This is a genomic window from Pseudomonas sp. KCJK9058 (assembly GCF_046230975.1).
Taxonomy (GTDB): Bacteria; Pseudomonadota; Gammaproteobacteria; order Pseudomonadales; family Pseudomonadaceae; genus Aquipseudomonas; species Aquipseudomonas alloputida.
The window spans coordinates 21547-46995 of the sequence record NZ_JBJJLR010000031.1 but is presented as its reverse complement, the minus strand read 5'-3'; the positions used below and the strand labels follow the sequence as shown (position 1 = coordinate 46995).

Sequence of the window (25449 nt, the reverse complement as noted above, 5' to 3'; positions counted from 1 at the left end):
CGCCATGCCGCTACCCGCCCCGATTGTCGGGATCATTGCCAACCCTGCCTCTGGCCGCGACCTGCGCCGCCTGACCGCCAATGCCGGGCTCTATTCGAGCACCGACAAGGCCTCGGCTATCCAGCGCCTGCTGGCCGCTTTCGGCGCCACCGGCATTGGCCAGGTGTTGTTGCCCAGCGACATGACCGGCATCGCTGCCGCAGTGCTCAAGGCCAGCCAGGGCCCGGGGGCCCGTGACCAGCACTGGCCGGCCATCGAGATCCTCGACCTGCCACTGAGCCAGACCGTGGCCGATACCCGCCTGGCTACCCGGCGCATGGTCGAGCGCGGCGTGGCGATGATCGCCGTGTTGGGCGGTGATGGCACCCACAAGGCGGTCGCCGCCGAGGCCGGTGACGTGCCGCTGCTGACCCTGTCCACCGGCACCAACAACGCCTTCCCCGAACTTCGTGAAGCCACCAGCGCGGGCCTGGCCGGTGGCCTGCTTGCCAGTGGCCGGGTACCGGCCAGCATCGGCTTGCGCCGCAACAAACGCTTACTGGTGAACGTGCCTGAACAACAGCTGGCCGAATGGGCCTTGGTCGAGGTGGCCGTGTCGCCGCAGCGCTTCATCGGTGCCCGTGCGCTCAGCCGCAGCGAGGACCTCTGCGAAGTCTTCGCCTGCTTCGCCGAACCCCACGCCATCGGCCTGTCGGCCCTGTGCGGTCTGTGGTGCCCGGTGTCACGGCAAGACCCGCACGGCGCCTGGGTACGCCTGGCCCCCGACGCCGAACAGGCGCTGTTGGCGCCGTTGGCGCCCGGCCTGCTGCAAGCCTGCGGCATCACGGCCTGCGGTCCGCTGACACCCGGCGTCGCCCAGCGCCTGAGCCTCGCCAGCGGCACCCTGGCCCTGGACGGCGAACGCGAAATCGAATTTGCCGAGCATGACACCCCCACCATCACCCTCGACCACCAAGGCCCACTCAGTGTGGACGTCGAGGCCGTGCTGGCGCATGCCGCCCGCCACCACCTGCTGGCCGTCCCGCGCGGCCACCGGTTGCACCCTGCAAACCCGTGTTGAGACAACCCCGGAGAACAACAAGATGTCCAATCAACTCAGTACTGATCAACTGCTGCATGCCTATGAAGTCATGCGGACCATCCGCGCCTTCGAAGAACGCCTGCATGTGGAGTTCGCCACCGGCGAAATTCCCGGCTTCGTCCACCTGTATGCCGGCGAAGAAGCCTCTGCAGCCGGGGTCATGGCCCACCTGCGCGACAGCGACTGCATCGCCTCGACCCACCGCGGCCATGGCCACTGCATCGCCAAAGGCGTGGACGTGTACGGCATGATGGCCGAGATCTACGGCAAGAAAACCGGCGTGTGCGGCGGCAAGGGCGGCTCGATGCACATTGCCGACCTGGAAAAAGGCATGCTCGGTGCCAACGGTATCGTCGGCGCCGGCGCACCACTGGTGGCCGGGGCGGCGCTGGCGGCCAAGCTCAAGGGCCGCGATGACGTGTCGGTAGCCTTCTTCGGCGATGGGGCATCCAACGAGGGCGCCGTGTTCGAGGCCATGAACATGGCGTCGATCATGAACCTGCCCTGCATCTTCGTGGCCGAGAACAACGGCTACGCCGAGGCCACTGCCTCCAACTGGTCCGTAGCCTGCGACCACATTGCCGACCGCGCTGCCGGCTTCGGCATGCCAGGCGTCACCATCGACGGCTTTGACTTCTTTGCCGTCTACGAGGCCGCCGGCGCTGCCATCGAGCGCGCCCGCTCCGGGCAAGGGCCGTCGCTGATCGAGGTCAAACTCAGCCGTTACTACGGCCATTTCGAAGGCGATGCGCAAACCTACCGCGCCCCTGATGAAGTGAAGAACCTGCGCGAATCCCGCGACTGCCTCATGCAATTTCGCAACAAGACCACCCGCGCCGGCCTGCTCACGGCCGAGCAACTGGACGCCATCGACGCCCGCGTCGAGGACCTGATCGAAGACGCCGTACGCCGCGCCAAATCCGATCCCAAGCCACAGCCCGCCGACCTGCTCACCGACGTCTACGTCGCCTACCCCTGAGCCGCGGATTACAAGAACAACAGGAGAACCACCATGGCAAGAAAGATCAGCTACCAGCAGGCCATCAACGAAGCCCTGGCCCAGGAAATGCGTCGCGACAGCACAGTGTTCATCATTGGCGAAGACGTCGCCGGCGGTGCCGGTGCGCCCGGCGAGGATGACGCCTGGGGTGGCGTGTTGGGCGTGACCAAAGGCCTGTATCACCAATTCCCCGGCCGCGTGCTTGACGCGCCGCTGTCGGAAATCGGCTACGTCGGCGCGGCCGTCGGTGCCGCCACCCAGGGCCTGCGCCCGGTGTGCGAACTGATGTTCGTCGACTTCGCTGGCTGCTGCCTGGACCAGATCCTCAACCAGGCCGCCAAGTTCCGCTACATGTTCGGCGGCAAGGCCGTGACCCCGCTGGTGATGCGCACCATGTATGGCGCCGGCCTGCGTGCGGCAGCCCAGCACTCGCAAATGCTCACTTCGCTATGGACGCACATCCCCGGCCTGAAGGTGGTGTGCCCATCCTCGCCTTACGATGCCAAGGGCCTGTTGATCCAGGCGATCCGCGACAACGACCCGGTGATCTTCTGCGAACACAAACTGCTGTACAGCATGCAGGGCGAGGTGCCGGAAGAGGTGTACACCGTACCGTTCGGCGAAGCCAACTTCTTGCGCGATGGCGACGACGTGACCCTCGTTACCTACGGGCGCATGGTGCATGTGGCGCTGGAGGCGGCCAACAACCTGGCCCGCCAGGGCATCGACTGCGAGGTACTGGACTTGCGCACTACCAGCCCGCTGGACGAGGACAGCATTCTGGAAAGTGTGGAGAAGACTGGTCGCCTGGTGGTGATCGATGAAGCCAACCCGCGCTGCTCGATGGCTACCGACATCAGCGCGCTGGTGGCACAGAAGGCTTTTGCCGCACTCAAGGGGCCGATCGAAATGGTCACCGCGCCACATACCCCGGTGCCGTTCTCCGACGCCCTGGAAGACCTGTACATCCCTGACGCGGCGAAGATCGAAGCCGCCGTGCGCAAGGTAATCGAAGCCGCAAGGAGTGCCGCATGAGCCAGATCCATACCCTGACCATGCCCAAGTGGGGCCTGTCGATGACCGAGGGCCGGGTGGACACCTGGCTCAAGCAGGAAGGTGACGAAATCAGCAAGGGCGACGAAGTGCTGGACGTCGAGACCGACAAGATCAGCAGCAGCGTCGAAGCGCCGTTCAGCGGCGTGCTGCGCCGCCAGGTGGCCAAGCCGGATGAAACCCTGCCCGTCGGCGCGCTGCTGGCGGTGGTCGTCGAAGGCGAAGCAGAAGAGGCCGAGATCGATGCCGTGGTACAGCGCTTCCAGGCCGAGTTCGTCGCCGAAGGCGGCGCCGACCAGAGCCAGGGGCCGGCCCCTCAGAAGGCGGAAGTAGGCGGGCGCCTGCTGCGCTGGTTCGAGCTGGGTGAAGGCGGCACACCGCTGGTGCTGGTGCACGGGTTTGGCGGTGACCTCAACAACTGGCTGTTCAACCACCCGGCACTGGCTGCCGAGCGGCGGGTCATCGCCCTCGACCTGCCGGGCCACGGCGAGTCGGCCAAGGCCCTGCAGCGGGGCGACCTGGATGAGTTGAGCGAAACCGTGCTCGCCCTGCTCGACCACCTGGACATCGCCAAGGCCCACCTGGCCGGCCATTCCATGGGCGGTGCCGTCAGCCTCAACGTGGCACGCCTGGCCCCGCAGCGGGTGGCCAGCCTGAGCCTGGTGGCCAGCGCCGGTCTGGGCGAAGCGATCAACGGGCAGTACTTGCAAGGTTTCGTCACCGCGGCCAACCGCAATGCACTCAAACCGCAGATGGTGCAATTGTTTGCCGACCCGGCGCTGGTCACCCGGCAAATGCTGGAGGACATGCTCAAGTTCAAGCGCCTGGAAGGTGTGGACCAGGCCCTGCAGCAGCTGGCAAGGGCGCTCGCCGACGGCGACCGGCAGCGCCACGACTTGCGCGGGGTACTGGGCAATCACCCGGCACTGGTGGTGTGGGGTGGCAAGGATGCGATCATCCCGGCCAGCCATGCCGAGGGCCTGGAAGCCGAAGTACTGGTGCTGCCAGAGGCCGGCCACATGGTGCAGATGGAGGCGGCCGAACAGGTCAACCAGCAACTGCTCGCATTCCTGCGCAAGCACTAAGCCCTTTTCGTGAGCCTGGAGAACAACAATGAATGACCTGAGCCACACCCACATGCGCGCGGCCGTCTGGCATGGCCGCAACGATATTCGTGTCGAACAGGTACCTTTGCCGGCCGACCCAGCGCCGGGCTGGGTGCAGATCAAGGTGGATTGGTGCGGCATCTGCGGCTCCGACCTGCACGAGTATGTTGCCGGCCCGGTGTTCATCCCGGTAGAGGCCCCGCACCCGCTGACCGGCATTCAGGGCCAGTGCATCCTCGGCCACGAATTCTGCGGCCACATCGCCAAGCTTGGCGAAGGCGTGGAAGGCTATGCGGTAGGCGACCCGGTGGCGGCAGACGCGTGCCAGCATTGCGGCACCTGCTATTACTGCACCCATGGCCTGTACAACATCTGCGAACGCCTGGCGTTCACCGGCCTGATGAACAACGGTGCCTTCGCCGAGCTGGTCAACGTGCCCGCCAACCTGCTCTACCGGCTGCCGCAGGGCTTCCCTGCCGAAGCCGGGGCACTGATCGAACCGCTGGCGGTGGGTATGCACGCGGTGAAAAAGGCCGGCAGCCTGCTTGGGCAAACCGTTGTAGTGGTGGGGGCCGGCACCATCGGCCTTTGCACCATCATGTGTGCCAAAGCCGCGGGCGCAGCGCAGGTTATCGCCCTGGAAATGTCCTCAGCACGCAAAGCCAAGGCTAAAGAGGTAGGCGCCAACGTGGTGCTGGACCCCAGCCAGTGCGATGCCCTGGCAGAAATCCGCGCACTGACTGCAGGGCTGGGCGCCGATGTGAGTTTTGAGTGCATCGGCAACAAACATACGGCCAAGCTGGCCATCGACACCATCCGCAAGGCGGGCAAATGCGTGCTGGTAGGTATTTTCGAAGAGCCCAGCGAGTTCAACTTCTTCGAACTGGTGTCCACCGAGAAGCAGGTGCTGGGGGCGTTGGCGTACAACGGCGAGTTTGCTGACGTGATTGCCTTCATTGCTGATGGTCGGCTGGATATTCGCCCGCTGGTAACCGGCCGGATCGGATTGGAGCAGATTGTCGAGCTGGGCTTCGAGGAACTGGTGAACAACAAAGAGGAGAACGTGAAGATCATCGTTTCACCTGGTGTGCGCTGATTGCACCTTGAAGGTAACGTGGCACCTGTGGGAGCGGGCGGGCCCGCGAACTATTCAACACGGTGGAGGGCACCGGCTTCGCCGGTGTTCGCGGCTGAAGCCGCTCCTACAGGGTTCGCGCCGGATACAAGGCCTGTGCGCCGACACAGGGGCTCGCTGTCTCAGGATCCCATTCTGCGTCATACTCGGCAGACCTATTGCCCGGTCATCGCCATGCGTCCATTGCTCCCCATTACCCTGGTCCTGCTGCTCGCCGCCTGTGGCGATGGCGAATCGCTGCTCCCGCCGGACGCACGGCTGCCTGACGGTGGGCGTTACCGGGGGCAGGTGGTCGATGGCCTGCTGCAGGGTGAGGGCCGGATCGACTACCCCAATGGCAGCTGGTACGCCGGCAGCTTCAAGGACGGCCAGTGGCACGGCCAGGGCGAATGGCATGGCCAGAATGGCGAGGTCTACCGCGGCCAGTTCGCCGAGGGGCTGTTTCAGGGCCTGGGCGAGCTGACCACCCCGGGCAGCCACTATAGCGGCACCTTCCGCCACGGCCGCCGCGACGGCGAGGGCACCCTCAAGCAAGCCGACCAGACCTACCGCGGCCAGTTCAAGGACGACCTGTACGACGGCGCAGGCCAACTGGAGCTGGCCGACGGCAGTCGCTACCAAGGCCTGTTCGCCAAGGGCAAGCCCAACGGCGCCGGGGTGCGCAGCGATGCCAGCGGCAACCAGTTCAGCGGCCACTTCGTCAACGGCCAGCTACAAGGCGCCGGCACCTACGACAGCGTTGATGGCGAGCAGTACATCGGCGAGTTCAAGGACAACCGCCTGGAGGGCCGAGGCCGCTACGAAAATGCCGATGGCGACGTGTGGATCGGTGAATTCAAGGACGGCTCGCTGATCGGCGAAGGGGAGTTGCTGGGCAGCGATGGCAGCCACTACAAGGGCGAGTTCGCCGACTGGCGTCTGTCGGGCCAGGGCAGCCTGCAACTGGCCGACGGCAGCAAGTACATCGGCGGTTTCCTCAACGATGCCTACCATGGCCATGGGCGGCTGATTCTGCCCAGTGGCAAGGTCGAAAGCGGAACATGGGCCAACGGCGTGCGCGTGCGCGACCAGAACGGCAAGCTGCTGCCAGACCCACTGGACCTGGCGTTGCTCAACCAGGGCCGGCTGCTGGACGAGGCGCTGGCTCGGGTACCTCGCTCGGCGCCACCGATCCAGCTGTATAGCCTGGTAGTGGCCGGCGATGGCCAGCAAAGCGTATTCCTGCGCGAAGCCGACTACGTCAGCAACCTGCTAAAGGTGCGCTTTGGCGCCCGTGGCCAAGTGACCCTGGTCAACCACCGCGACCACATGGCCACACGCCCCATGGCCACCCGCGAAAACCTCTCCCGCGCTGCCGCCACCCTGGCAGAGCGCAGCGGTTCCGAAGACCTGGTGTTCATCTACCTCACCAGCCACGGCAGCCAGGACCACCAGCTGGTGCTCGACCAGCCCCGTCTGCAACTGGCCGACCTGGCCGCTGACGAGCTGGCCACTGCCTTGGCGCCGCTGAAGGATCGCGACAAGGTCATCGTCATCTCCGCCTGCTATTCAGGGGGCTATATCGCTCCGCTCAAAGACGAGCGCACGCTCATCATGACCGCTGCCCGGGCCGACCGCGTCTCCTTCGGTTGCTCGGAGGAAGCCGACTTCACCTACTTTGGCGATGCCCTGTTCGCTGAAGCGCTGAACCAGACCGACGACCTGAAACAGGCGTTTGAACTGGCACGTGCCAGCGTTGCCGAAAGAGAACAAAGGGAAGGCTTCGAGGCCTCCGAGCCGCAGCTGTGGGCACCGCCGGCCGTGCTTGAGCACTGGCATCACCTGCGCCAGCAACAAGCCGAAGAAGCATTGCGTAACGCCGCACAAGCCAACGTGAGGGAACAGGCAAAAATGCCCGGCACTCACTAGACTTGTGTGTAACAAGGGAGAGACATCATGTACTTGACGCCTCAGCATGTCCTGCTTGCCGGAGCCACCGGCCTGACCGGTGAACACCTGCTAGACCGCCTGCTCAACGAGCCCACCATCACCCGTGTCCTGGCGCCTACACGCCGGCCATTGGCCGAGCACCCGCACCTGGAAAACCCGGTGGGCGACCCGGCGGTATTCCTTCCGCAACTGGCCGGGCGGGTCGACATCGCGTACTGCTGCCTGGGCACCACACTGAAGCAGGCGGGTTCCGAATCGGCTTTCCGCGCAGTGGATCTGGACATGGTGGTCGCCTTCAGCAAGCGTGCCCGAGAAATGGGCGCACGGCATCTGCTGGTGGTCAGTGCAGTGGGCGCCGACCCTAAGTCGTCAATTTTCTATAACCGGGTCAAGGGCGAGATGGAAGAAGCGCTCAAGGCTCAGGACTGGCCACAGTTGACCATCGTGCGGCCCTCGTTCCTGCTGGGCGAGCGCCTGGAGCCACGGCTCACTGAACAGCTTGTTGCGCCATTTTCCAGGTTGATACCCGGGAAGTATCGGGGAATCGAGGCTTGTACCCTGGCGCGAGCACTGTGGCGGCTGGCGCTGGAGGAAGAAGACGGCGTGCGGGTTGTGGAGTCGGATGAGTTGCGCAGGTTGGGCAAGATCTAGGCTTCGCTTGTGCTGGCCTCTTCCCGGGCACGCCCGCTCCCACTGGTGAGTAGTCACCGGAAGATTACGGAGATCCTGTGGGAGAGGGCGTGCGCGCGAAGGGCCATCACAGGCCGCCGCTAGCCTGGAAGCCTATGCCGGCCGCTGTCAGCAAAGACAACGGCAGCAGCAGGGTATCGAGCAGCATGCTGCCGGGCAGATCCAGGCGCGGATACGCCGGAGCGTCCGCCCCGTAATGATCCCGTGGGCAACACCCGCCATTGATCACATACAAATCCAGCCGGGTACCGGCATACACCACCGGTGCGCCGGGCTTGTTGGCATCCAGCGTGCGCACCGTGGCGCAGCCACCCAGCATCACCAGCGCCAGCAACCCCGCCAGTGCTCGCTTCAATCATCCACCCCGAAGTGGTGCTCGCCCCAACGCGGCAACATGTCCTGGGGGATGTTCAGCAGGTTGAGGATACGCGCCACGACAAAGTCGACCAGGTCGTCGATGGTCTGCGGCTGGTGATAGAACCCCGGTGCCGCCGGCAGGATCACCGCGCCCATTTGCGACAGCTTGAGCATGTTTTCCAGGTGGATGGTGGAGAACGGCGCTTCGCGTGGCACCAGGATCAGCTGGCGACGCTCCTTGAGGGTAACGTCGGCAGCCCGCTCGATCAGGTTGTTGCAGGCGCCAGTGGCGATGGCCGACAAAGTGCCAGTGGAACAGGGGACCACCACCATTGCCGCCGGGGCGCCAGAACCCGAGGCTACCGGCGACATCCAGTCTTCCTTGCCATACACACGGATCTGCCCATCGGCCGCGCCGGTGTATTCCGTCAGGAAGGCCTGCATCGCCTGGGGCTTGGCCGGCAACACAACATCCGTCTCGGTAGCCATCACCAACTGTGCGGCCTTGGAGATCAGGAAGTGCACCTCGCGGTCTTCGCGTACCAGGCAATCGAGCAGGCGAAGACCATACTGGGCACCCGAGGCGCCCGTCATGGCCAGGGTGATGCGTTCCGGCCCGTTCACTTCAGCGCCTCGGCCAGCTTGCCGTGCAGGCCGCCGAAGCCGCCGTTGCTCATGATCACCACATGGGTGCCTGGGCGAGCCTGGCCTTTGATCCGCTCGATGATCGCTTCGAGGCTGTCGGCCACCACGCTGGGTACCTTGCACTGCGCAGCGGTGGCGGCCAGGTCCCAGCCGAGGTTGGCCGGCGCATACCAGATCACCTGGTCGGCGTCGTTGACGCTTTCTGGCAGGCCGTCACGATGGGCACCGAGTTTCATCGAGTTGGAGCGTGGCTCGATCACCGCGATCACAGGTGCCTCCCCCACCCGCTTGCGCAGGCCGTCGAGCGTGGTGGCAATGGCCGTCGGATGGTGGGCGAAGTCATCGTAGATGGTCACACCTTGTACTTCGGCAACCTTCTCCATGCGCCGCTTGACGCTCTTGAACGCACTCAGGCCGTCGATACCCATGGCCGGCACCACGCCTACATGACGCGCTGCTGCCAGGGTGGCCAAGCCATTGGCGACGTTGTGCTGGCCGGTCAGCGCCCAGTCCACCACACCCTGCACTTCGCCCTCGAACAGGACTTCAAAGCGCGAGCCATCTGGGCTGAGCAGGCGGGCTTGCCACTGGCCGCCCTCCCCGGTGGTTTGCACAGGGGTCCAGCAGCCCATGCCGATCACACGCTCCAGCGCTTGCTCGGTGGTCGGGAGGATGACCAGGCCTTCGCTGGGGATAGTCCGCACCAGGTGGTGGAACTGCCGCTCGATCGAGGCCAGATCCGGGAAGATGTCAGCGTGATCGAACTCAAGGTTGTTGAGGATCGCGGTACGCGGGTGATAGTGGACGAACTTCGAGCGCTTGTCGAAGAAGGCGCTGTCGTACTCGTCGGCTTCCACCACAAAGAACGGCGTGTCGCCCAAGCGGGCCGACACCGAGAAGTTCTGCGGCACGCCACCAATCAGGAAGCCCGGGCTCATGCCGGCGTGCTCCAGCACCCAGGCCAGCATGCTGCTGGTGGTGGTCTTGCCGTGAGTACCGGCAACGGCCAGCACCCAGCGGCCTTGCAGCACGTGGTCGGCCAGCCACTGCGGGCCGGAGACGTAGGGCAGGCCCTTGTTCAGCACGTATTCAACCGCTGGGTTGCCGCGCGACATGGCGTTGCCGATGACCACCAGGTCTGGCGCCGGGTCCAGCTGGGCCGGGTCATAGCCTTGGGTCAGTTCGATACCCTGGGCTTCGAGCTGGGTGCTCATCGGGGGATACACGTTGGCGTCGGAGCCAGTGACGCGGTGGCCAAGTTCCTTGGCCAGCACCGCCAGCGAACCCATGAAAGTGCCGCAAATACCGAGAATGTGAATATGCATGGTCGACCTCGCAAAACATCGAGGCAGGGTAGCCCAGGGCGCGACAAATCGCACCCGCTGTTTCGCTCAGTCGCCCCTGGTAATGCCGTGTTTGCGCAGTTTTCGATACAAGGTATTGCGGCTGATGCCCAAGTGCTCGGCGACACGGGTGAGATGCCAGTGTTTTGCCTCCAGTACCTCCTTCAGCGCTTGCCGCTCCGCGTCGAGCAGAACCTCGGCCCCTCCAGATTCACCCACAATCTCAGCGGCACCGCCGGACCTGTGGGAGCGGGCTTGCCCGCGAACGAGGGCAACGCCCTCGCCCTCTATTGCCTGGTCGGACATCTTCGCGGGCTCGCCCGCCCCCGCGGGAGGTGGGCTGGCGCGGATGACTGCGGGGAGGTCCGTAAAGGTGATGCGGGCATCTTCGCAAAGCGCCACCAGGGTACGCAGCACATTGCGCATCTGCCGCACGTTCCCCGGCCAGTTAAATGCGAGCAGCGCCTGCCGCGCCCTGGGCTCGATGTCTATCCGTTGCCCCTGCGTCTCCTGGCGTAGCAGAAAGTCCAGCAACTGCGCCTTGTCACTGCGTTCGCGCACCGCCGGCAGCGCTACCTCCAGGCCATTGAGGCGGTAATACAGGTCCTCGCGGAAACTGCCCTGTTCAACCCGTTCCAGCAGGTCACGGTGCGTAGCGCTGACGATGCGCACGTCCACCGCCTGTGGCTCTCCCCCGATCGGCACCACCTGGCGCTCCTCCAGTACCCGCAGCAGTCGGGTTTGCAGGGCAAGCGGCATATCGCCGATCTCGTCCAGCAGCAAGGTGCCGCCGTCGGCCTGCAACAGCTTGCCGCGCATGCCCTCCTTGCGCGCGCCGGTAAAACTGCCGCCGCGGTACCCGAACAGCTCACTCTCGATCAGGCTTTCCGGGATAGACGCGCAGTTGATGGCGACAAACGGCTTGCCGCGCCGCTCACTGGCCTGATGCACAGCCTGGGCGAAGGCCTCCTTGCCACAGCCGGTCTCGCCGCGCAGCAGCAATGGCACATCGCGCTCGAACACCCGCACGCTGCGGCGGAAATCATTTTGCAACGCAGGGTCCAGCAGACAGACCAGCGGCTCCACTTCACCTGCGGGCCGCGGCTGGGCGGCCGGCACCGACCACACCGGCGCCCGGGCCTGCCCCCGCAGGCTGGCGAACACCTGGCGACCGTCCAGGGTGCGCAGCGGCCAGGCAGTACTGCCGCCGGGCGTGGCACGGCTGAACATTTCGTCATGGCTGCACGCGAAAAAGCACGTCAACGGTTTGCCCAGCACGCCGCCTCGTACCGTGCCCAGCAGGTTCAGTGCGCTTTGGTTGGCAGCGCAAATGCGCCCATCACCGTCGAACGCCAGCAAGCCTTCGCTGAACAGGCCGACCGACTCGGCTTGCAGGTGAAAACGCAATAACCATTGCTGCTCGAAATGGCGCAGGAAATAGCAGCTTTCGATCATCTTTGCCGACAGGTTGACCAACGCCATGGTGTGGAACTGGCTTTGCCGCGATACGTCGGGGCGCGCAGAGGACACGTCGAGTACCGCCAGCAGGTCGCCATGCGGGTCGAACACCGGGCTGGCCGAGCAGGTCAGCCCGGTGTGACGGCCACGGAAGTGCTCGTTCTGATGGATGGTCAGCGCCTGGCGCTCGACCAGGCAGGTGCCGATGCCATTGGTGCCCTCGCGCGCCTCGCTCCAGTCAGCGCCCAACCACAGCCCCGCACGCTCGAAGCTGCGCCGCTCGGTGGGGGCACTGACGCAATTGAGGATCACCCCACGGGCGTCGGTCAGCAGCACCGCGTGGCCTGCGCCGGAAAGCTGCTGGTGCAGGCTGTTCATCTCATGGTCGGCAATTTGCAGCACCTGATGCAGGCGCTCGCGGCTTTCCAGCAGGCGCCCATGCTCAAGCACCACCGGCGCTTCGACCACCGCCGGGTCGAGGTGGTAATCCTCCAGGCAGCGCAGCCAGGAGCGGGCGATGGACGGGTCACTGCCGCCCTCCCCGGCCCCACCATGGGCAACGCTATGCACCTGCCGGGCATGGCGCGTGAAGTGATTGCTCTGCATTGTTGTAATTCTCCGCAGATAGAGCGTCAGCCCAGCATCCTCCACCCGGGTAGGCTTTGCAATGCACACGCCTGTGATGTGTCGCAAACGGCACAAAATGTCACCCCAGGCGTACCGACACCGGTACAGCGGCCCTTGATCAGCCCCGTAAAAATGACTCAAGTCATTGATTTTCCTGGCGTGGCCAACACTGGCCCAACCCTTGCTCTATGCTTTCCAACTCCCTAAAAAGCACAATACCAAGGAGACACACCATGCGTTATGCACATCCCGGTACCGAAGGCGCGAAGGTTTCCTTCAAGAGCCGCTACGGCAACTACATCGGTGGTGAGTTCGTTACTCCGGTAAAGGGGCAGTACTTCGAAAATACCTCCCCGGTGAATGGCAAGCTGATCGCTGAATTCCCCCGCTCTACTGCCGAAGACATCGAGAAGGCCCTGGATGCCGCCCATGCTGCGGCCGACGCCTGGGGCCGCACTTCAGTGCAGGATCGTTCCAACGTGCTGCTGAAGATCGCCGACCGTATCGAGCAGAACCTCGAATTGCTGGCCATTACCGAAACCTGGGACAACGGCAAGCCGATCCGCGAAACCCTCAACGCCGACATTCCGCTGGCGGTCGACCACTTCCGCTATTTCGCTGGCTGCATCCGCGCCCAGGAAGGCGGCGCTGCCGAAATCAATGAAGGCACCGTGGCCTACCACATCCACGAGCCACTGGGCGTGGTCGGGCAGATCATCCCCTGGAACTTCCCGATCCTGATGGCTGCCTGGAAGCTTGCCCCGGCACTGGCCGCTGGTAACTGCGTGGTGCTCAAGCCTGCCGAACAGACGCCGCTGGGCATCACCGTGCTGCTCGAAGTCATTGGCGACCTGCTGCCACCTGGCGTGCTCAACGTAGTGCAAGGCTATGGCCGCGAAGCCGGTGAAGCCCTGGCCACCAGCAAACGCATCGCCAAGATCGCCTTCACCGGCTCTACCCCGGTCGGCTCGCACATCATGAAATGCGCCGCCGAGAACATCATCCCGTCCACCGTCGAACTGGGTGGCAAGTCGCCGAACGTGTACTTCGAAGACATCATGCAGGCCGAGCCAAGCTTCATCGAGAAGGCGGCAGAAGGCATGGTGCTGGCGTTCTTCAACCAGGGCGAAGTGTGCACCTGCCCGTCGCGTGCCCTGGTGCAAGAGTCGATCTACCCGCAGTTCATGGAAGTGGTGATGAAGAAGGTGCTGCAGATCAAGCGCGGCGACCCGCTGGACACCGACACCATGGTCGGCGCCCAGGCCTCGCAGCAGCAGTTCGAAAAGATCCTCTCGTACCTGCAGATCGCCCAGGACGAAGGCGCCGAGTTGCTCACCGGCGGCAAGGTCGAGAAGCTGGAAGGTTCGCTGGCTACCGGTTACTACATCCAGCCGACCCTGCTCAAGGGCAACAACAAGATGCGCGTGTTCCAGGAAGAAATCTTCGGCCCGGTGGTCAGCGTCACCACCTTCAAGGACGAAGCCGAAGCACTGGCGATTGCCAACGACACCGAGTTCGGCCTGGGCGCCGGCGTGTGGACCCGCGACATCAACCGTGCCTACCGCATGGGCCGCGGCATCAAGGCTGGCCGTGTGTGGACCAACTGCTACCACCTGTACCCGGCGCATGCCGCGTTCGGCGGTTACAAGAAGTCGGGGGTTGGGCGTGAGACGCACAAGATGATGCTGGATCACTATCAGCAGACCAAGAACCTGCTGGTGAGCTACGACATCAATCCGTTGGGCTTCTTCTAGACCGCGTCGCCTTCTTCGCGGGTAAACCCGCTCCTACAGGTCCTGCGCTGGTGTTGAATTTGCGCAATCCCTGTAGAAGCGGGTTCACCCGCGAAGCGGCCAGGCCGGCATACCTTAAACCCAGGGCGGTAACCGTGCACCAACCGCTCTGGCTCGCTTCCTGCAGCACCCATCACCATCGGCCCGGAACCCTTCCGGCCACCAAGAAAAAAAACAGGTGAATCTATGCCAAGCGAACATTCCGCCGGATCGCCGGCAGGCTCTTCCGTCGACTTCGAGAAAGTCGGCTCTGACTATTTCCAGCAACGTGAACTGAAAAAAGGCGCCGCCGGTTGGGTACTGCTGGTCGGCCTGGGCGTGGCGTACGTCATTTCCGGCGATTACGCCGGCTGGAACTTCGGCCTGGCGCAGGGCGGCTGGGGCGGCATGTTCCTGGCCACCTTGCTGATGGCAACCATGTACCTGTGCATGTGCTTCTCGCTGGCCGAGCTGTCGTCGATGATCCCCACCGCTGGCGGTGGCTATGGCTTTGCCCGCAGTGCCTTCGGCCCATGGGGCGGCTTTTTGACCGGCACGGCGATCCTGATCGAATACGCCATCGCCCCTGCCGCCATCGCGGTGTTCATCGGCGCCTACTGTCAATCGCTGTTCGGTATCGGCGGCTGGATGATCTACCTGGCGTTCTACATCGTGTTCATCAGCATCCACATTTTCGGCGTGGGTGAGGCACTGAAGCTGATGTTCATCATCACCGCCATCGCCGCCATTGCCCTGGCCGTATTCCTGATAGGCATGGTGCCCCATTTTGATGCAGCCAACCTGTTCGACATCGCCAAAACGGACGCCGTCGGCGCCAGCAGCTTCCTGCCGTTTGGCTATGTCGGCGTGTGGGCAGCCATCCCCTACGCCATCTGGTTCTTCCTTGCCGTCGAAGGCGTGCCGCTGGCCGCAGAAGAAACCAAGAACCCCAAGCGTGACCTGCCACGCGGCCTGATCGGCGCCATGCTGGTACTGCTGGCCTTCGCCTTGCTGATCCTGGTGGTCGGCCCAGGCGGCGCAGGCTCCGAGGCGCTGAAGGCCTCCGGTAACCCGCTGGTCGAAGCCCTGTCGAAGGCCTACGGCGGCTCCACCTGGATGGGCGGCTTCGTCAACCTGGTCGGTCTGGCCGGGCTGATCGCCAGCTTCTTCTCGATCATCTATGCCTATTCCCGACAGATCTTCGCCCTGTCCCGCGCCGGTTACCTGCCGCGCAAACTGTCGGAAACCAACAAGAGCAAGGCCCCGGTACTGGCCTTGGTCATCCCCGGCATCATCGGTTTTGCCCTGTCGCTGACGGGCCAGGGTGACTTGCTGATCCTGGTGGCAGTGTTTGGCGCTACCCTGTCTTACGTGCTGATGATGGCTGCGCACATCACCCTGCGCATCCGCCGGCCAAAGATGGAGCGCCCCTACCGCACCCCGGGTGGCATCTTCACATCCGGCCTGGCGCTGGTGCTGGCGTGCATCGCCGTGGTCGCCGGATTCCTGGTTGACCCGCGGGTAGTCATTGGCGCTGCAGTGATCTATGCGGTATTAATTGCCTACTTTGCTTTCTACAGCCGCCACCACCTGGTTGCGGGCACACCGGAAGAGGAATTCGCCGCGATCCAGAAGGCCGAAGAGGCCCTGCACTGATCGCCGCCACCCGCCGCGGGGCAACCCGCGGCTCTGGAGATTCTGTATGGCAAGTTTCGTACACACGGTCGGCCACCTGGTCTACCGCTTCGACAGCCTCAAGGACGTGATGGCCAAGGCCAGCCCGGCACGCTCCGGGGACTGCCTGGCAGGTGTCGCGGCCAGCAACGACGGTGAGCGCGTCGCCGCGCAGATGGCGTTGGCCAATATTCCCCTGACGCACTTTCTCAATGAAGCACTGATCCCTTACGAAGCAGATGAAGTGACCCGCCTGATCATCGACACCCACGATGCCCAGGCCTTCGCCCCGGTCAGCCACCTGACCGTGGGTGGCCTGCGCGACTGGCTGCTGAGCGAGGAAGCCAACGAAGACAGCCTGCACGCCCTGGCGCCCGGGTTGACCCCGGAAATGGCCGCTGCCGTGTCGAAGATCATGCGCGTGCAGGACCTGGTGCTGGTGGCGCAGAAAATCCGCGTGGTCACCCGGTTCCGCGGCACCATGGGCCTGCGCGGGCGCCTGTCGACCCGGCTGCAACCCAACCACCCGACGGACGAACCGGCCGGTATTGCCGCAAGCATTCTCGACGGCTTGCTGTACGGCAACGGCGACGCCATGATCGGCATCAACCCGGCCACCGACAGCATCGCTTCGATCTGCGCCCTGCTGGAAATGCTCGACGCCATCATCCAGCGCTACGACATCCCCACCCAGTCCTGCGTGCTGACCCACGTCACCACCTCGATCGAAGCGATCAACCGCGGCGTGCCACTGGACCTGGTGTTCCAGTCCATCGCCGGAACCGAGGCGGCCAACGCCGGCTTCGGCATCAACCTGAACGTGTTGCAGGAAGGCTACGAAGCAGGTCTGTCATTGAAACGTGGCACCCTCGGGCAGAACCTGATGTATTTCGAAACCGGCCAGGGCAGCGCGCTCTCGGCCAACGCCCACCACGGCGTCGACCAGCAGACCTGCGAAACCCGCGCCTATGCCGTGGCTCGCCACTTCAAGCCGTTCCTGGTCAACACCGTGGTCGGTTTCATTGGCCCGGAATACCTCTACAACGGCAAGCAGATCATCCGCGCCGGCCTCGAAGACCATTTCTGCGGCAAACTGCTGGGCGTGCCGATGGGTTGCGATATCTGCTACACCAACCATGCCGAAGCCGATCAGGACGACATGGACACCTTGCTGACGCTGTTGGGTGTGGCCGGCATCAACTTCATCATGGGCATCCCCGGCTCCGACGACATCATGCTCAACTACCAGACCACCTCGTTCCACGACGCGTTGTACGCGCGCCAGACCCTGGGCCTGAAGCCCGGCCCGGAATTCGAGGCATGGCTGGCCCGCACCGGCATCTTCACCCAGGCCGATGGCCGGGTGCGCTTCGGTGACAACCTGCCGCCGGCTTTCCGCCAGGCCTTGGCACAGCTTGCATAGGGACGACCATGGACCATCGCACGCCTACCCCCGACAACCCTTGGCTGGCCCTGCGCAACCTGACCCCGGCGCGCATCGCCCTGGGCCGCACCGGCACCAGCCTGCCGACCGGGGCGCAGCTGGACTTCCAGTTCGCCCATGCCCAGGCACGAGATGCCGTGCACCTGGCCTTCGACCACGCCGGCCTGGCCAGCCAGCTGAGTGACCGCGGGCGCGAAAGCCTGGTGTTGCACAGCGCTGCCAGCGACCGCCACCAGTACCTGCAGCGCCCGGACCTTGGACGGCGGCTGAACGAAGACTCGATTACGACGCTTCGCCAGCACGCCCAGGCCAACCCCGGCGGCGTCGATCTGGCCATCGTGGTGGCTGACGGCCTCTCGGCACTGGCCGTGCATCGCCACACGCTACCGTTCCTGACCCGCTTCGACGAACAGGCTGCCGCCGACGGCTGGACCAGCGCCCCGGTGGTACTGGTGCAGCAGGGCCGCGTGGCAGTGGCCGACGAGGTCGGCGAGCTGCTGGGCGCCCGGATGACGGTGATGCTGATCGGCGAGCGCCCGGGGCTGAGCTCGCCCGACAGCCTTGGCCTGTATTTCACTTACGCACCCAAGGTCGGCCTGACCGATGCCTACCGCAACTGCATTTCCAATATCCGCCTGGAGGGGCTGAGCTATGGCATGGCGGCGCACCGCCTGTTGTACTTGATGCGCGAAGCCTGCCGGCGCCAGCTTTCCGGGGTGAATCTGAAGGACGAAGCCGAGGTCCATAGCCTGGAGAATGAAGATAGCGCCAGCCAGAAAGGTAACTTCCTGCTCGGCAAAGAGTAAAAAACCTGTCACGGAAGGCGGATTGCACTTGTGCCGTGCATTGGGCAGCATGCCCTTGAACGCTGCTGGCATTCCGCTGTTTCCCAAATGGACTCTGAGGGCCGCACATGCGCATCATCAAAGCAACCCTGGAACACCTCGACCTGCTCACCCCGTTGTTCGTCAAATACCGTGAGTTCTACGGGCAGCTGCCCTATCCCGACAGCTCGCGCAGCTTTTTGGAAAAGCGCCTGAAGCGGGACGAATCGGTGATTTACCTGGCACTTCCGGATGATGACGACGGCAAACTGCTGGGCTTTTGCCAGCTGTACCCGAGCTACTCGTCGCTGTCGTTGAAGCGGGTATGGATTCTCAACGATATCTATGTAGCCGAGGACTCCCGGCGCATGCTGGTCGCCGACCACCTGATTCGCGAAGCGAAGAAAATGGCCAAGGAGACCAATGCCGTGCGCATGCGCGTGTCAACCAGCGCGAACAATGAAGTGGCGCACAAGACTTACGAATCCATCGGGTTTCGTGAGGATACCGAGTTCAAGAGCTACATCCTGCCAATCAGCCAGGATTGACCGGCACCGCCCGCTTCCACGAGCAAGGTAGTGATCCTTGTGGGAGCGGGCGTGCCCGCGAAGCGGTTGGCAAAGGAATACCCCTCTACCGTAACCCCCCGCTACAAACTCTCCGGGCATGTTCCTGACTTAGCCGTATAATGGCTCACCTGTCATGTGTGAAAATTTACCCTCCCCCCGGTAACCAAGACTACGCCCAAGAACACAGGTGCTGTACATGGATTTCAACCCGCTGGACCTTATCCTGCATCTCGATGCCTACCTCGATCTGCTGGTCACCAATTACGGTCCCTGGATCTACGCCATCCTGTTCACCGTGATCTTCTGCGAAACCGGCCTGGTAGTGATGCCATTCCTGCCAGGCGACTCGCTGCTGTTCATCGCCGGCGCCGTGGCGGCGGGTGGCGGCATGGACCCGGTGCTGCTGGCCGGCCTGCTTATGGCCGCTGCAATCCTGGGCGACAGCACCAATTACGTGATCGGCCGAACAGCCGGCGAGCGTTTGTTCAACAACCCTAACTCCAAGATCTTCCGCCGCGACTACCTGCAGCGTACCCACGATTTCTATGAACGCCATGGCGGCAAGACCGTGACCATGGCGCGCTTCCTGCCCATCTTGCGCACCTTCGCACCGTTCGTCGCGGGCATCGCTCACATGCACTATCCACGCTTCCTCGGCTTCAGCGTTGCCGGTTCGCTGCTTTGGGTCGGCGGCCTGGTCACCTTGGGCTACTTCTTCGGCAACGTGCCGTTCATCAAGCAGCACCTGTCGCTGATGGTGGTGGGCATCATCATCCTGTCGCTGGTGCCGATGATTCTCGGCTTGCTGCGTGGGCGCCTGGGCCGTACGGCCAAGGCTCACTGAACAGGTAAAGAACAAACGGCATGTGGTCATTCAGCGCCTGGCGGCGCAAGCGTACTCTGGCGCGTTACCCGATCACGCCACAGCAATGGCAGGCCGTACGCGAGCGGCTGCCGATGCTGGACGGCATCAGCGACGCTGAAGACCGCTGGCTGCGCGAAGCCTGCATCCTGTTCCTGCTCGACAAGCACCTCACCTGCCTGCCCGGTGTCGAGCTGGACGACGAGCAGCGCCTGATGCTGGCCGCCCAGGCACAGTTACCGCTGCTTCACCTGGGTGAGCTGAACTGGTACCAGGGTTTCCACGAAATCATCCTCTACCCAGACGACTTCAAGAGCCCGCAACGCCATCGCGATGCCAGCGGCGTTGAGCATGTGTGGGACGGCGAACACAGCGGCGAGGCGTGGCAGCAGGGGCCGATCATCCTGGCCTGGAACGGCGTGCAGGCCAGTGGTGGCTGGGAGGCTTACAACCTGGTCATCCATGAGTTGGCGCACAAGCTCGACATGCTCAATGGCGATGCCAACGGCCTGCCACCGCTGCACAGCAGCATGCCAGTTGATGAGTGGGCAACAGCCATGCAGCAGGCCTACGACGACCTCAACCAGCAACTGGACGCCAACCCCGACGCCGAAACCGCCATCGACCCCTACGCTGCGGAAAACCCGGCAGAGTTCTTTGCCGTTACCAGCGAGTACTTCTTTAGTGCCCCTGACCTGCTTCATCAGGCTTATCCACAGGTCTACCACCAGTTGTCGCTGTTCTACCGGCAAGACCCGCTGGCGCGCCTGTGCCGGCTGCAGGCGGAACACCCCGAGTACCGCGAAAGCCACGCCTGACGGGCCCGCACATCAGGCCAAGCGTGGCGTGCCCCGGCAGAATGTGCCTATAATCGCCGCCACTTTTTGGTCAAACACGGGGGCACTGCCCAATGAGCTACAGCAAGATTCCGGCGGGCAAAGACCTGCCGAACGACATCTACGTCGCCATCGAGATCCCGGCCAACCACGCGCCGATCAAATACGAAATCGACAAGGACAGCGACACGCTGTTCGTCGACCGTTTCATGGCTACCCCAATGTTCTACCCAGCCAACTATGGCTTCATCCCGAACACCCTGGCTGACGACGGTGACCCACTGGACGTGCTGGTGGTTACCCCTTACCCAGTGGCCCCAGGCTCGGTTATCCGCGCCCGTCCGGTTGGCGTGCTGAACATGACCGACGACGGTGGCGGCGACGCCAAGGTCATCGCTGTTCCTCACGACAAGCTGTCGCAGCTGTACGTTGACGTCAAGGAATACACCGACCTGCCAGCCCTGCTGATCCAGCAGATCGAGCACTTCTTTGCCAACTACAAAGATCTCGAGAAGGGCAAGTGGGTCAAGATCGAAGGCTGGGAAGGCGCCGACGCCGCCCGTGCCGCGATCACCAAATCGGTCGCTGCCTACAAGGGCTGATTCCGATTGCAGGAGAAACCCCGCTTAGGCGGGGTTTTTTTATGCTGGAATGGGCAATGCGCACATTACTGGTAATAAATCCTACGCCGTCCTACACCAGAGCCTTACAAACAACCACTTTTCATACAAACCCCGTCAACATCCGGTTCATATCCTGTCTGGCAATTCGCCGCTACACTCGCCGCCATGAACACTTCCGGCGACCGCCTCAGGGCCCTGCTCCAAGAATGTGGCCTGACCCCTTCCGATTTCGCCGCCCAGCGCAGCGTCACAGCACAGCACGTCAACAACTGGTTCAAACGCGGTGTACCTTTGGCCCGGCTGGACGAACTGGCCGATCTGTTCTGTGTGCACCGACGTTGGCTGCGCACCGGTGAAGGCCCCAAACACCCCAATCCACTCCTGCGCAACGGCCTTCCACGGCCAGTGCCCGCCAACCCGCTTACCCCGCTGTCGGGCCATCGTGGCCGGTTATTGAAGGTGCCCTACTACGAAGTGAGCAACGGCTTGCTGTCGCCAGTGAGCAGCAAGCACCTGCGCTTGCCGGCAAAAGCCCTGAAGGGCTTAGGCGTGCAAGCCGGCAACGCAATCTGCCTGGCAATGCCGGCCAGCAACATGCTCCCGCTGATTCCCCTGGAAGCTACCCTGGCCATTGATCTGGGCATGACCCAGGTGATCGAGGGCGAAACCTATGCCCTGCTGCAAAACGGCATGCTCAGGGTGAACAACCTCAGTCTTGGCCCGCACGACACCCTGTACCTGCACAGCCATGACCGGCGCAACTACACGGTCGAACGCTACACCGCCGCCCAGCGTCAGGCGCAGGGCCTGGAAATTCTTGGCTGGGTGTTCCACTGGTCACATTTCCGCCAGCAGCGGCCCAGTTGAAGCGCCCTGGGCGATTTTTTGCTGGGCATCCGCCGCCCGCCCTTGTATGCTACGCCGCACATTAAGCCCCGACCGGCGCGAGCCGCGTTCCAGAGGGCTCGGCGATATCCCACACGGGCATCTGCCATCTCTTTCAGGCCCTTGATGGCCACACAGTTAAGGCGATTGCGGCTTACCATAAATTAGTCGGAAGCGTCCCCGAGAAGCCGGCCACAAGCCGGCTTTTTAATTTAACAAACCTTCAAAAACAGCATTCACAACCCGCGGGTTTCCAACCCCTACCTCCGTGCATAGAACGCAGCCCTTTGCGCCTCCCGTTCTGCTCAGCCCCCCGCTGCTGAAGGGCAGCCCGCCACCGATCCTGGTGTGTCTGTTTTTTCTTGTAGCGCATATAAACATCAAATTGATATTTCGAAATCTTCCAATGGGGCGATTTTTTCGAAGGTGGGTGTTTCGCTCTAGACTATAATTAAACAATTAGATGTGTGCCACACGTGCAGCTATCCTTAGAGATTGCTTAATAATAATATTTAATCTGTAACGGCTTGGTGTAGTGATGAGGACTTAGCATGAACGCCATGTTGAAAGAGCTGCACGCCTATCATCATGAGGTGGCTACCAAAATTACTCAGATCAAAGAGTTACTGGAGAGGATAAGGCACGGATCCGCGGGTGCCGATGACTGCAAGCTGTTGTTTAAGCAGCTGGAAGCCTTGCATGGTGATGCAGAGCGACACCACCATGAAAATGAAGAGCTTATTCGGCTGGCCTTGCTGGCAACCGACGCACCGATTCACCAACGGGTCATGGCTATCGAGCAAGATCATAAAGCCTTCAAGCGAATTGCCGGACAGCTCAAGATGTTGGAGCAGTCAACGCAAGAAGCGAGAGTAATCGCCGACACGATCGAAGACTTCATCAAGAAATATTATGACCATATGGATGCCGAGGAGAATATTTTCTTTCCGGTGGCAGACAAGTGGTTGTCAGACACCCAATGGCAGGAAATAAAGCATCAATGGCACGCCTCGTAGATTTAATTTTCTTGAATTAAAAGCACGCTACTTATTAACACGCGGCCTCACAACTTTATGGCCCTGATACCCGAGGGTGCAGATACGCTCCCACGTTTCTCATCATTCAGCCTCAAGGCCGCGCCCTTTGCGGGCGCGGCCTTGTTTTACGGCGCACCTAGCAGCCACAGACTTCGTCAGAAGTCATACCGCGCCCCAACCATCATGCTGCGCGACGGCCCGTAGAAGTTGAACGTCGAGGTAGACCCCACCCGCGACAGGTAGTCCCGGTCGAACAGGTTGTTGACGTTGAGGGTGGCCGTCAGCTTCGAAGTCACCGGGTAAGACAGCATCGCATCCACCGTGGCATAGCCCGGTGCATCGATACGCACGCCGCCACTCTCGGAATGGAAGTTGCTCATCGCCGATATACCGCCACCCACGGCCAAGCCAGTCAGCGGCCCTTGGCTGATGGTGTACTTGCTCCAAAGCGAAGCCTGGTTGCGCGGCATGATGAAGAACGTGGTTTCGGCGTCCCCCTTGACGGTTTCGGTCTCCATCCACGTGTAGCCAGCCAGCAGTTCCCAGTTTGGCGTCAGCTTGCCGCTCACTTCCACTTCCGCGCCCTTCACGCGGGTCTTGCCGGATGCAACGGAGTCGGTGGTGGCCACACCATCAGCATCGTACACGGTGGTAGCGCGGTTCTTGTCGGTCAGGCGGAATACCGAGAAGCGCGTATTCAAGTCGCCGCCAAAGTAGCTGCTCTTGAGGCCGAACTCGTACTGCTCGCCTTCACGCGGTTTCAGCACCCGACCATTGCTGTCAGTGTCGGACTGCGGCTTGAACACCTGCGAATAGCTGGCGTACAGCGCGTGGTTGTCGGTCAGGTCATAGACCAGGCCACCATAAGGGGTGAAGTGGCCGTTGACGCGTTTGCTGTCATTGGTGGTGGCGCCGCTGCTAAGGGTGGTGGTGTAGAAGTCACCGCGATACCAGCTGAAGCGGCCACCGGCAATCAGCGCCAGGCGTTCCACCGGGCGGAAGGTCACTTTGGAGTACAGGCCGTACTCCTCTTCCTGCATGCCGGTCTCGGTGCTGTAGTTGGGCGACGGCTTGGCGAACTGCTTCGGCGAGTAAGTATTCACGTTGATCGCGCCGAGATTGGTGGTGCCGTTGAGGTACTCGGTGTCGTAGTTCTTGTAGTCACTCCCGACCACAAACTCGCTTACCTGCCCGAAGGTCTCGAACGGCTGGCTGTAGCTGGCGTCCAGCGAATAAGTGTCTTGCGTGAAATCACGGGCGCTGGCGCGCTCGGAGTTGGCGCCTGTGGTGGCATTGGTTGCAGTGAAGGCGTACAGATAGTTGGTGTCGCGGTGCGAGCCACGGGCCGCGACACGGCCGTAACCGCCATTGTCGAAGCGGTGTGTCAGCTCGGCGACCAAGTCGGTGGTCTTGCCGTCGAAGTAGTTCCAGTCGGCGCCCAGGAAACGCGAATGGCTGAAGTCGGGCACCTCGCCGGACAACGTGGCCGGGTAGCCGTTGTGCGGGGTGATGTTCTTCACTTCATGCATCAGGCCGAACGACAGGGTGGTGGCGTCGTCCAGGTCGATGTCCAGCGCACCGTAGTAGGTGTTGCTGGTGTTGGCGTTGTAGTCCACTTCACCATTGGTGTCGTCACGGGATGCGATGAAGCGCCCGCGCACGCGACCGGCCTCGTCCAGCGGCCCGCTCAGGTCGATTTCCTCATGATTGGTGTCCCAAGTGCCGTAGCTGCCTTCGATATGCCCCTGAAACTCGGCGGTCGGGCGCTTGCGCACCATGTTGACGATGCCACCCAGCTCGCTGGTACTGCTGAACAGCCCGGCCGGCCCGCGCATGATTTCGACGCGGTCGAACGCCGCCAACGACGGGACAGTACCGAAGATGCTGGCCATGGGCGCCGGCAGGCCGTCGATATTGAACTCGCTGTACTCGTAGCCACGGGCGTAGATCGACGAACGGCCGCTGTCATTGGTCAGGGCGCGCAGGCCAGCGGTGTACTTGGCCAGGTCATCCAGGTGCACGAACTGGCGATCCTTGACGTAGTCCTGGGTGTACACGGTGATCGACTGCGGGATGTCCTTGAGCGCTGCCGGCGTCTTGGTGCCCACGGTAGCGGCATCGACGCTGTAACCGCCGGTTTCTTCCGAAGGCAGCATGTCGTACAGGCGGTTGCCTTCGATGGTCAATGCAGGCAGATCAAGCGAGTTGTCTTCGGCCGCCTGGGCCGCTACCGTTTCGGCCACTGCCGATAAAGAAAACGGTGCCAGCAACCCCAGCGCCAGCCATCCCCGAACCCGTTGTAAGCTGCCCACACTTTTGAAACCGGTCATGACACACCCTTCGCCCAAATGATATTGAATCGCAAACGAAACAAGTTGCTTTTTGCGAACGATACCGGAGCGAAAACCAGGGTGCAGCTGGATTAACCTTCTTAACACATCAAGGCGTTGCCCTTTCCCTGCAGCCAGTGGGATGATTCGCAACTGATAAAAGTTCTCA

22 protein-coding genes are annotated in these 25449 nt (G+C 62.8%); 17 read left to right on the top strand and 5 right to left on the bottom strand.

What is annotated here, in order from left to right; genetic code table 11:
- Positions 1-4 precede the first annotated feature (4 nt).
- From ACK59Z_RS17060 to ACK59Z_RS17030, 7 genes are all read left to right on the top strand, one after another.
- The gene (locus ACK59Z_RS17060) at positions 5-1060 is read left to right on the top strand and encodes an ATP-NAD kinase family protein (protein ID WP_108191695.1); all 1056 of its coding nucleotides are present in this window, start codon (positions 5-7) and stop codon (positions 1058-1060) included.
- Positions 1061-1082: 22 nt separating this feature from the next.
- On the top strand, positions 1083-2060 hold the full coding sequence (locus ACK59Z_RS17055; RefSeq protein WP_003255338.1) for a thiamine pyrophosphate-dependent dehydrogenase E1 component subunit alpha: 978 nt from the start codon (positions 1083-1085) through the stop codon (positions 2058-2060).
- 33 nt (positions 2061-2093) lie between these two features.
- On the top strand, positions 2094-3116 hold the full coding sequence (locus tag ACK59Z_RS17050; RefSeq protein WP_003255340.1) for an alpha-ketoacid dehydrogenase subunit beta: 1023 nt from the start codon (positions 2094-2096) through the stop codon (positions 3114-3116).
- Positions 3113-4219, top strand: a complete 1107-nt coding sequence (locus ACK59Z_RS17045; protein ID WP_054889223.1) for an acetoin dehydrogenase dihydrolipoyllysine-residue acetyltransferase subunit — start codon at positions 3113-3115, stop codon at positions 4217-4219. Before ACK59Z_RS17050 ends, ACK59Z_RS17045 begins: the two co-directional genes overlap by 4 nt.
- A 52-nt stretch (positions 4220-4271) precedes the next feature.
- Positions 4272-5336 carry a 2,3-butanediol dehydrogenase gene (locus tag ACK59Z_RS17040; protein WP_223279163.1) on the top strand — a complete coding sequence of 355 codons (1065 nt, stop codon included), beginning with the start codon at positions 4272-4274 and terminating at the stop codon, positions 5334-5336.
- Positions 5337-5549: 213 nt separating this feature from the next.
- A complete protein-coding gene (locus ACK59Z_RS17035) occupies positions 5550-7283 on the top strand; it encodes a C13 family peptidase (RefSeq protein WP_409293504.1) in 1734 nt (577 codons plus the stop codon).
- A 27-nt stretch (positions 7284-7310) separates the two neighbouring features.
- Positions 7311-7955 (top strand): oxidoreductase, encoded by a 645-nt coding sequence (locus tag ACK59Z_RS17030; protein WP_003255346.1) that lies wholly within the window; start codon positions 7311-7313, stop codon positions 7953-7955.
- Between the two features lie 106 nt (positions 7956-8061).
- Here the strand turns inward: ACK59Z_RS17030 and ACK59Z_RS17025 are convergent, their stop codons facing one another.
- The 4 genes from ACK59Z_RS17025 to ACK59Z_RS17010 all read right to left on the bottom strand — a co-directional run bounded on the left by ACK59Z_RS17025 (position 8062) and on the right by ACK59Z_RS17010 (position 12403).
- The gene (locus ACK59Z_RS17025; protein ID WP_003255347.1) at positions 8062-8349 is read right to left on the bottom strand and encodes a YceK/YidQ family lipoprotein; all 288 of its coding nucleotides are present in this window, start codon (positions 8347-8349) and stop codon (positions 8062-8064) included.
- The gene (gene ubiX / locus ACK59Z_RS17020; protein ID WP_003255348.1) at positions 8346-8975 is read right to left on the bottom strand and encodes a flavin prenyltransferase UbiX; all 630 of its coding nucleotides are present in this window, start codon (positions 8973-8975) and stop codon (positions 8346-8348) included. The genes ACK59Z_RS17025 and ubiX overlap by 4 nt, the downstream gene beginning before the upstream one ends.
- The gene (gene mpl / locus ACK59Z_RS17015) at positions 8972-10321 is read right to left on the bottom strand and encodes a UDP-N-acetylmuramate:L-alanyl-gamma-D-glutamyl-meso-diaminopimelate ligase (protein ID WP_108191693.1); all 1350 of its coding nucleotides are present in this window, start codon (positions 10319-10321) and stop codon (positions 8972-8974) included. Before mpl ends, ubiX begins: the two co-directional genes overlap by 4 nt.
- Before the next feature lie 66 nt (positions 10322-10387).
- Complete coding sequence (locus ACK59Z_RS17010) at positions 10388-12403, bottom strand: sigma-54-dependent Fis family transcriptional regulator (protein WP_108191692.1); 2016 nt, start codon at positions 12401-12403, stop codon at positions 10388-10390.
- Between the two features lie 254 nt (positions 12404-12657).
- Between ACK59Z_RS17010 and ACK59Z_RS17005 the strand changes: the two genes are divergently transcribed.
- The 10 genes from ACK59Z_RS17005 (at position 12658) to ACK59Z_RS16960 (ending at position 22929) form a co-directional block, all read left to right on the top strand.
- Positions 12658-14178: an aldehyde dehydrogenase family protein gene (locus ACK59Z_RS17005; protein ID WP_004577014.1), complete on the top strand. Its 1521-nt coding sequence runs from the start codon at positions 12658-12660 to the stop codon at positions 14176-14178.
- A gap of 225 nt (positions 14179-14403) precedes the next feature.
- A complete protein-coding gene (gene eat / locus ACK59Z_RS17000) occupies positions 14404-15852 on the top strand; it encodes an ethanolamine permease (protein WP_003255355.1) in 1449 nt (482 codons plus the stop codon).
- 46 nt (positions 15853-15898) lie between these two features.
- Positions 15899-17293 (top strand): ethanolamine ammonia-lyase subunit EutB, encoded by a 1395-nt coding sequence (locus ACK59Z_RS16995; RefSeq protein WP_108191691.1) that lies wholly within the window; start codon positions 15899-15901, stop codon positions 17291-17293.
- 8 nt (positions 17294-17301) lie between these two features.
- Positions 17302-18120, top strand: a complete 819-nt coding sequence (gene eutC, locus ACK59Z_RS16990) for an ethanolamine ammonia-lyase subunit EutC (protein ID WP_003255358.1) — start codon at positions 17302-17304, stop codon at positions 18118-18120.
- A 107-nt stretch (positions 18121-18227) separates the two neighbouring features.
- Positions 18228-18686, top strand: a complete 459-nt coding sequence (locus ACK59Z_RS16985; protein WP_003255360.1) for a GNAT family N-acetyltransferase — start codon at positions 18228-18230, stop codon at positions 18684-18686.
- A 217-nt stretch (positions 18687-18903) separates the two neighbouring features.
- Positions 18904-19551, top strand: coding sequence for a DedA family protein (locus ACK59Z_RS16980; protein WP_003255361.1), 648 nt, complete (start codon positions 18904-18906; stop codon positions 19549-19551).
- A gap of 20 nt (positions 19552-19571) precedes the next feature.
- The gene (locus ACK59Z_RS16975; RefSeq protein WP_012051074.1) at positions 19572-20387 is read left to right on the top strand and encodes a zinc-dependent peptidase; all 816 of its coding nucleotides are present in this window, start codon (positions 19572-19574) and stop codon (positions 20385-20387) included.
- Positions 20388-20479: 92 nt separating this feature from the next.
- Positions 20480-21007: an inorganic diphosphatase gene (ppa, locus tag ACK59Z_RS16970; protein ID WP_003255365.1), complete on the top strand. Its 528-nt coding sequence runs from the start codon at positions 20480-20482 to the stop codon at positions 21005-21007.
- A gap of 186 nt (positions 21008-21193) precedes the next feature.
- Positions 21194-21895, top strand: coding sequence for an XRE family transcriptional regulator (locus ACK59Z_RS16965; RefSeq protein WP_108191690.1), 702 nt, complete (start codon positions 21194-21196; stop codon positions 21893-21895).
- Positions 21896-22464: 569 nt separating this feature from the next.
- Complete coding sequence (locus tag ACK59Z_RS16960; RefSeq protein WP_060539119.1) at positions 22465-22929, top strand: hemerythrin domain-containing protein; 465 nt, start codon at positions 22465-22467, stop codon at positions 22927-22929.
- Between the two features lie 176 nt (positions 22930-23105).
- On the opposite strand, the gene ACK59Z_RS16955 is transcribed toward ACK59Z_RS16960, so the two are convergent.
- Positions 23106-25280: a TonB-dependent siderophore receptor gene (locus tag ACK59Z_RS16955; RefSeq protein WP_409293503.1), complete on the bottom strand. Its 2175-nt coding sequence runs from the start codon at positions 25278-25280 to the stop codon at positions 23106-23108.
- Between the last annotated feature and the right edge of the window lie 169 nt (positions 25281-25449).

Coding starts and splice junctions, on each gene's coding strand:
- ACK59Z_RS17060 (WP_108191695.1), top strand. CDS start 5: ATGCCGCTACCCGCCCCGATTGTCGGGATCATTGCCAACCCTGCCTCT.
- ACK59Z_RS17055 (WP_003255338.1), top strand. CDS start 1,083: ATGTCCAATCAACTCAGTACTGATCAACTGCTGCATGCCTATGAAGTC.
- ACK59Z_RS17050 (WP_003255340.1), top strand. CDS start 2,094: ATGGCAAGAAAGATCAGCTACCAGCAGGCCATCAACGAAGCCCTGGCC.
- ACK59Z_RS17045 (WP_054889223.1), top strand. CDS start 3,113: ATGAGCCAGATCCATACCCTGACCATGCCCAAGTGGGGCCTGTCGATG.
- ACK59Z_RS17040 (WP_223279163.1), top strand. CDS start 4,272: ATGCGCGCGGCCGTCTGGCATGGCCGCAACGATATTCGTGTCGAACAG.
- ACK59Z_RS17035 (WP_409293504.1), top strand. CDS start 5,550: ATGCGTCCATTGCTCCCCATTACCCTGGTCCTGCTGCTCGCCGCCTGT.
- ACK59Z_RS17030 (WP_003255346.1), top strand. CDS start 7,311: ATGTACTTGACGCCTCAGCATGTCCTGCTTGCCGGAGCCACCGGCCTG.
- mpl (WP_108191693.1), bottom strand. CDS start 10,321: ATGCATATTCACATTCTCGGTATTTGCGGCACTTTCATGGGTTCGCTG.
- ACK59Z_RS17010 (WP_108191692.1), bottom strand. CDS start 12,403: ATGCAGAGCAATCACTTCACGCGCCATGCCCGGCAGGTGCATAGCGTT.
- ACK59Z_RS17005 (WP_004577014.1), top strand. CDS start 12,658: ATGCGTTATGCACATCCCGGTACCGAAGGCGCGAAGGTTTCCTTCAAG.
- eat (WP_003255355.1), top strand. CDS start 14,404: ATGCCAAGCGAACATTCCGCCGGATCGCCGGCAGGCTCTTCCGTCGAC.
- ACK59Z_RS16995 (WP_108191691.1), top strand. CDS start 15,899: ATGGCAAGTTTCGTACACACGGTCGGCCACCTGGTCTACCGCTTCGAC.
- eutC (WP_003255358.1), top strand. CDS start 17,302: ATGGACCATCGCACGCCTACCCCCGACAACCCTTGGCTGGCCCTGCGC.
- ACK59Z_RS16985 (WP_003255360.1), top strand. CDS start 18,228: ATGCGCATCATCAAAGCAACCCTGGAACACCTCGACCTGCTCACCCCG.
- ACK59Z_RS16980 (WP_003255361.1), top strand. CDS start 18,904: ATGGATTTCAACCCGCTGGACCTTATCCTGCATCTCGATGCCTACCTC.
- ACK59Z_RS16975 (WP_012051074.1), top strand. CDS start 19,572: ATGTGGTCATTCAGCGCCTGGCGGCGCAAGCGTACTCTGGCGCGTTAC.
- ppa (WP_003255365.1), top strand. CDS start 20,480: ATGAGCTACAGCAAGATTCCGGCGGGCAAAGACCTGCCGAACGACATC.
- ACK59Z_RS16965 (WP_108191690.1), top strand. CDS start 21,194: ATGAACACTTCCGGCGACCGCCTCAGGGCCCTGCTCCAAGAATGTGGC.
- ACK59Z_RS16960 (WP_060539119.1), top strand. CDS start 22,465: ATGAACGCCATGTTGAAAGAGCTGCACGCCTATCATCATGAGGTGGCT.
- ACK59Z_RS16955 (WP_409293503.1), bottom strand. CDS start 25,280: ATGACCGGTTTCAAAAGTGTGGGCAGCTTACAACGGGTTCGGGGATGG.